The organism is Pseudoflavonifractor sp. BSD2780061688st1 E11, from assembly GCF_005844125.1.
Classification (GTDB): Bacteria; Bacillota; Clostridia; order Lachnospirales; family Lachnospiraceae; genus Sellimonas; species Sellimonas catena.
The window spans coordinates 1-5,197 of sequence record NZ_SPHM01000072.1 but is presented as its reverse complement, the minus strand read 5'-3'; the positions used below and the strand labels follow the sequence as shown (position 1 = coordinate 5,197).

General features: G+C 47.6%; 6 protein-coding genes. 1 reads left to right on the top strand and 5 read right to left on the bottom strand.

The annotated features are described in order from the left end of the window. Window positions 1-90 precede the first annotated feature (90 nt). The 5 genes from FGQ85_RS17805 to FGQ85_RS17785 all read right to left on the bottom strand — a co-directional run bounded on the left by FGQ85_RS17805 (window position 91) and on the right by FGQ85_RS17785 (window position 4,537). A complete protein-coding gene (locus tag FGQ85_RS17805; protein WP_138374124.1) occupies window positions 91-711 on the bottom strand; it encodes an alpha/beta hydrolase in 621 nt (206 codons plus the stop codon). 7 nt (window positions 712-718) lie between these two features. Then, the gene (locus FGQ85_RS17800; RefSeq protein WP_087169040.1) at window positions 719-2,089 is read right to left on the bottom strand and encodes a citrate/2-methylcitrate synthase; all 1,371 of its coding nucleotides are present in this window, start codon (window positions 2,087-2,089) and stop codon (window positions 719-721) included. Window positions 2,090-2,129: 40 nt separating this feature from the next. Next, entirely contained in the window at window positions 2,130-2,810 is a 681-nt protein-coding gene (locus FGQ85_RS17795; protein ID WP_087169039.1) for a TIGR00266 family protein, read from the bottom strand. 24 nt (window positions 2,811-2,834) lie between these two features. Further along, window positions 2,835-3,710, bottom strand: a complete 876-nt coding sequence (gene rsmA, locus FGQ85_RS17790) for a 16S rRNA (adenine(1518)-N(6)/adenine(1519)-N(6))-dimethyltransferase RsmA (RefSeq protein ID WP_087169038.1) — start codon at window positions 3,708-3,710, stop codon at window positions 2,835-2,837. A gap of 65 nt (window positions 3,711-3,775) precedes the next feature. Then, window positions 3,776-4,537, bottom strand: coding sequence for a TatD family hydrolase (locus tag FGQ85_RS17785; RefSeq protein WP_087169037.1), 762 nt, complete (start codon window positions 4,535-4,537; stop codon window positions 3,776-3,778). Window positions 4,538-4,629: 92 nt separating this feature from the next. Here FGQ85_RS17785 and FGQ85_RS17780 point away from each other — a divergent pair, with 92 nt between their 5' ends. Then, complete coding sequence (locus tag FGQ85_RS17780; RefSeq protein ID WP_087169036.1) at window positions 4,630-4,923, top strand: hypothetical protein; 294 nt, start codon at window positions 4,630-4,632, stop codon at window positions 4,921-4,923. Window positions 4,924-5,197: the final 274 nt, after the last annotated feature.

Here is a 5,197-nt window from a genome sequence, read left to right as displayed (position 1 = left end):
GTAAAAAAATACAACCCAAAGGCTGTATTTTCAATATATTTTTCAGTTGTTAGAATGGAGAAAGTGGCAAAGTCGGGCGGACAGGCGCTTTCAGCGCACCGGTATATCCATCACATTTCCCTCATCTGCGGAAAGCCATTCCCGTCCGGTCTTTCCCGGTTCAAATTCTTTGTTATAACTTCCAAACGCCATGCTGTCCACCAGCCGGCTCCGGTAATGGCCTCCACGGAATCTGCCGATCAGGCTGCACAGAATCTCTCCTGCCAGAAGCAGCGGGTACGGCTGATACCCGGTCCCCATGATAACGGCTCCATCAAGTTCACTTCCATATTTCTGGATATACTGCCGCAGTAGAAAAGATCCCATACTATGGCCGATCATAAAATACGGGCAGTCCGGATATCTCTTCTTTGTCGCCAGATACAATTTTCGGATATCTCCAATGACACATTCATTTCCCTGCTTCTCCGGGAAATAGCCGTAGTCTTCCTCCGAAAAAATGGATTTCCCATGCCCCAGATGGTCGTGTCCGGTGACATAATATCCCTTCCCGCAAAGCCAGAACGCAAATTCTTCGTACCGGTCAATATATTCTGCCATGCCGTGGCAGATCTGGATCACCGCTTTCACCTTCAGGCTCTCCGGCTTCCACGCCACGGCATGAATCTTTGTCCTTTTGTCACAGGATAAGTAAAAAGTTTCCCTTTTCATTCACATCCTACCTGTCTTCCAGTTTCACATATTCCTTATGTCCCGCCAGTGCTTTGTAAGCCGGACGGATAATCTTATCTACATTTTTCAATTCTTCAAGACGATGCGCGCTCCATCCGACAATACGTGCCGCTGCAAAGATTGGTGTATAGAGTGCAGGCGGAAGATCCAGCATACTGTATACAAGGCCGCTGTAGAAGTCCACATTGGCATTAACACCTTTGTAGATCTTTCTCTTCTCCCCGATGATCTGCGGGCCAAGACGCTCCACGAGTTCATAGAGTGCATACTCCTTTTCGTATCCTTTTTCTTTGGCAAGTTTCTCCACAAATACTTTGAAGATCTCTGCTCTTGGGTCAGAAATCGAGTAGACTGCATGTCCCATTCCGTAAATCAGTCCCTTTTTATCAAAGGCCTGCTTATCCAGAAGCCGTGACAGGTAGTCTCTTACTTCGTCCTCGTCCGTCCAGTCTTTCAGATGGCTCTTCATATCCTCAAACATCTGCACAACCTTGATATTGGCCCCGCCGTGTTTTGGTCCTTTCAGAGACGCCATCGCCGCTGCCATCGTAGAATAGGTGTCTGTTCCTGATGAGGTAACGACATGTGTTGTAAAGGTAGAATTGTTACCACCGCCATGATCCATATGAAGCACAAGTGCCATATCCAGAATTCTTGCCTCCAGATCCGTATATTTCCGGTCTTCCCGAAGCATCATCAGGATGTTCTCCGCTGTGGAAAGCTCCGGCTTCGGCGCATAGATAAAAAGATCTTCTCCCATCTTATAATTATACGCATGATAGCCGTACACCATCAACATAGGGAACTGGCTGATCAGATTGAGACACTGTCTCAGTACATTCGGAATACTTGTATCATCCGCCTTGTCATCGTAAGAATACAGCTGAAGAATGCTCCTGGAAATACTGTTCATCATATCAGGGCTTGACGCTTTCATGATCACGTCCCGCACGAAATTCGGCGGAAGCGTTCTTCTCTCTACCAGAAGTTCATGAAAATCTTCCAGCTGCTTTTCTGTCGGCAGTTCTCCGAACAGAAGCAGATATGCAATCTCCTCGAAGCCATAATGATTCGAAGCCAGAAATCCTCCCACCAGATCTTTAATATTATATCCCCGGTAGTAGAGGCTTCCCGGGCAAGGTACTTCTTTTCCGTCCACAATCTCTTTTGCATGAACATCCGAGACATTTGTAAGTCCGGCAAGAACACCTTTTCCGTTTAAATCACGCAGTCCTCTTTTTACCTCGTATTTGGTAAAAAGTTCTTTGTCGATTGCGTTGTTCTTTTCACTCAAATCGGCAAGTTCCTGAATTTTCGGTGTAATCTCAAATAACGCTTCGTCTACTGTTTTGGCCATAAGCTGCTCCTCCTTTACGTCTTGATTTTATGTCAGAGTCCTAGTTTGACGATGGGAAATACGGTCTTAATACACCTGCCACGTTACTCAGCGGCATCGTCTGAAGCCAGACATGTCCCGGTCCCGTAACCACCGTGTTAAACAGGCCTTCTCCTCCAAATACCATATTTTTAATGCCAGGGACGGTCTGAATCTCGATTCCGCAGGAAGCCGACATTGCAGCCAGGTATCCGGTATCAATAACAATCTGCTGATCCGCCCTGAGTTCGTACTCTACCACATGTCCGTCAAACTCGGCAAAAACGATCCCCTGTCCTGACACTCTCTGCATGATAAAACCTTCACCTCCGAAAAGTCCTGAAGCCACCTTTTTCTGGAAATGGATACTCAGTTCCACTCCAGCCTCAGAGGCAAGAAATGCGCTTTTCTGCAGAATATACTCCTGGCCCGGGCCGACTTCAAATGCCTTGATCGAGCCAGGAAAACTGGATGCAAACGCAATCATGCCGTTTCCATGCTCTGCAGTATAAACATTCTGGAAAATCGAATCTCCGGAAAACATTCTTCCAAATGCCTTTCCAATACCTCCGCGGGCTCCGGATTCCATCCGCATATTCGGTGACATCCAGCTCATCGCGCCCCGCTCTGTCACCATCTTTTCACCATCTTCCAGGTGGCAGATTACTACCGGCAGTGTCTCTCCCTTAATCTCATAACGCATCTCATTACCTCCTTTTCTGTGCTTTTATGCAAGCATCTCATTAATTTTATTGGCAAGTCCGGCAAACTCCTCCAATGTCAGAGCCTCTCCTCTGACACCGGCACCCTTTCCAAGACTTTCCACCGCCTCTGTGATCTGCTCTTTTGTAATAGTGATCTCAGGCGAATTGTTCAGACCGTTTACCAACGTCTTTCTCCTCTGGTTAAAAGACGCCCGGATAATCTGGAACATCAGTTTTTCATTGTCCACCTGTACCGGCGGCACTTCGTGCCTCGTCAGGCGGATCACCGCCGACCCCACATTCGGCCTTGGCATGAAACAGTTCGGCGGCACATTAGCCGCAATATACGGTTCGGCATAATACTGAACTGCCAGCGAAAGCGCTCCATAATCCTTGCTTCCCGGACCGGCCTGCATCCGCTCCGCAACTTCCTTCTGCACCATGACGGTCACCGAAGCCAGCGGCACCTGACTCTCAAACAGACTCATAATAATCGGAGTCGTAATATAATAAGGCAGGTTTGCAACTACCTTGATCGGCCTGCCGCCGTTTCTTTGTTCTGCGAGGCCCGCAATATCTACTTTAAGGATGTCATCATGTATCACTTCTGCATTTGGGAATCCGGAAAGAGTATCCTGTAGAATGGGAATCAAAGCCTTATCGATCTCTACAGCGACCACTTCTCTCGCTGCCTGCGCCAGATACTGAGTCATCGTTCCGATGCCCGGTCCGATTTCAAGAACAAAGTCATCTTTCGTAATCTCAGCTGCGCGTATAATCTTGTCCAGAACGTGGGTATCGATCAAAAAGTTCTGTCCGAACTTTTTCTGAAAATTGAAATGATATTTCTGCAGTACCGCGATGGTATTCTGCGGATTTCCTAAAAAAGGATCTGTCATAAACTTTCCTCACTTTACTACTTTATTTAGTATAACATACTTCACTTCTGCAAATTGTTAAAATATTATGAAAAGTATATTAATTTTGCATTATTTTCAGTCTGTTTTATTACCGTTTCTTTGTCAATTCCTTTGATTTCTGCAATCTGCTGTGCCACAAAGTGAATATTCCGGGAGTCATTTCTCCTGCCCCGGTTCGGTTCCGGCGCCAGATATGGACAGTCTGTTTCCAGTACGAGCTTCTCCAGCGGAATCTCCTTTACAATCTCTTTAAGTTTTCTTCCGTTTTTAAACGTAACCACTCCGCCTACTCCGATGGAAAATCCCATCTTAACATATTCTTTTGCCATTTCCCTGGAATAGGAAAAACAGTGAATGATGCCGCCCAGCCCCTTTGCGTGCTCCTTCATGATCTCCATCGTATCTTCCGCCGCATCCCGGCTGTGAATATTGACCGGAAGCCCCGTCTCTCTGGCCAGATTAAGCTGCCGGATAAACCAGTGCTTCTGCACCTCTCTCGGCTCCGTATCCCAGTGGTAATCGAGCCCGATCTCGCCGACCGCCACGACCTTTTCCTTCCGGCACATCTGCCGCAGCTCTTCCATGGCCTCCTCATTCAACTCCCCGACATGGTCCGGGTGCACGCCAGCAGCCGCATAGACAAACGGGTACTTCTCTGCCAGCCGTACTGCATCCCGGCTGGACTGCATGGACGCTCCGATCTCTACGATCGTTCCCACACCGGCGTCCGCCATTCCGGCCAGAAGCTCATCCCGGTCCTCGTCAAACTGCTCATCGCCATAATGCGCATGTGTATCAAAAATCATTGTTTCCACTCCTTAAAATCCAACAAGATGGTTGTATTATAATTTAAAACATACTATAATTCAAATAGAATATCAATAGGAGGGACTTTACAATGCAGGTATATGACAAGGTAAACAAAACCGAGCTTACCGCCGACACCGAAGAGCTGATCAAGCTGATGGCTCCGGGCGGACGCCAGGTTGACTTATATCTGAAAGAGAAAAAATCCGACGAGGACGGATACATGACATGGGACGTAGAGCACTGGTCCAGCGTAGACGGAAGACGTTTCATCCGCTGCTATTCTCTGGAGGGCCGCGTATTAAGCGAATCCACAGGCCACAACATCTACGACCTGAAGAATGAATTCAAGCCGGAAGAAGCAGAGAAAGTAGAACTCAGCTAAAAGTTACTCAGCAAAAGCATCGGCGCACCGGGAGCATGTCTCCCCGGTGCGCCAGTTTCGTTATGTGGTTTTAGCCAGTTAAGCGTGGAGGAATTTTTCGCGTTCTGAAAAACAGAGGCACACTTAATAGACTAACGCCTCATTAATCTGTAGATGCTGGTTCCGAAAACCGGTATCTCCTTGAAATGGCTTCTATATGAATATTCTGCGGTGGCAGAGCCACCCAATCTCATGAAATAGAGCCACCGGATCCGTTAGCGAGAGCCAGTCGTCC

Coding starts and splice junctions, on each gene's coding strand:
- FGQ85_RS17805 (WP_138374124.1), bottom strand. CDS start 711: ATGAAAAGGGAAACTTTTTACTTATCCTGTGACAAAAGGACAAAGATT.
- FGQ85_RS17800 (WP_087169040.1), bottom strand. CDS start 2,089: ATGGCCAAAACAGTAGACGAAGCGTTATTTGAGATTACACCGAAAATT.
- FGQ85_RS17795 (WP_087169039.1), bottom strand. CDS start 2,810: ATGCGTTATGAGATTAAGGGAGAGACACTGCCGGTAGTAATCTGCCAC.
- rsmA (WP_087169038.1), bottom strand. CDS start 3,710: ATGACAGATCCTTTTTTAGGAAATCCGCAGAATACCATCGCGGTACTG.
- FGQ85_RS17785 (WP_087169037.1), bottom strand. CDS start 4,537: ATGATTTTTGATACACATGCGCATTATGGCGATGAGCAGTTTGACGAG.
- FGQ85_RS17780 (WP_087169036.1), top strand. CDS start 4,630: ATGCAGGTATATGACAAGGTAAACAAAACCGAGCTTACCGCCGACACC.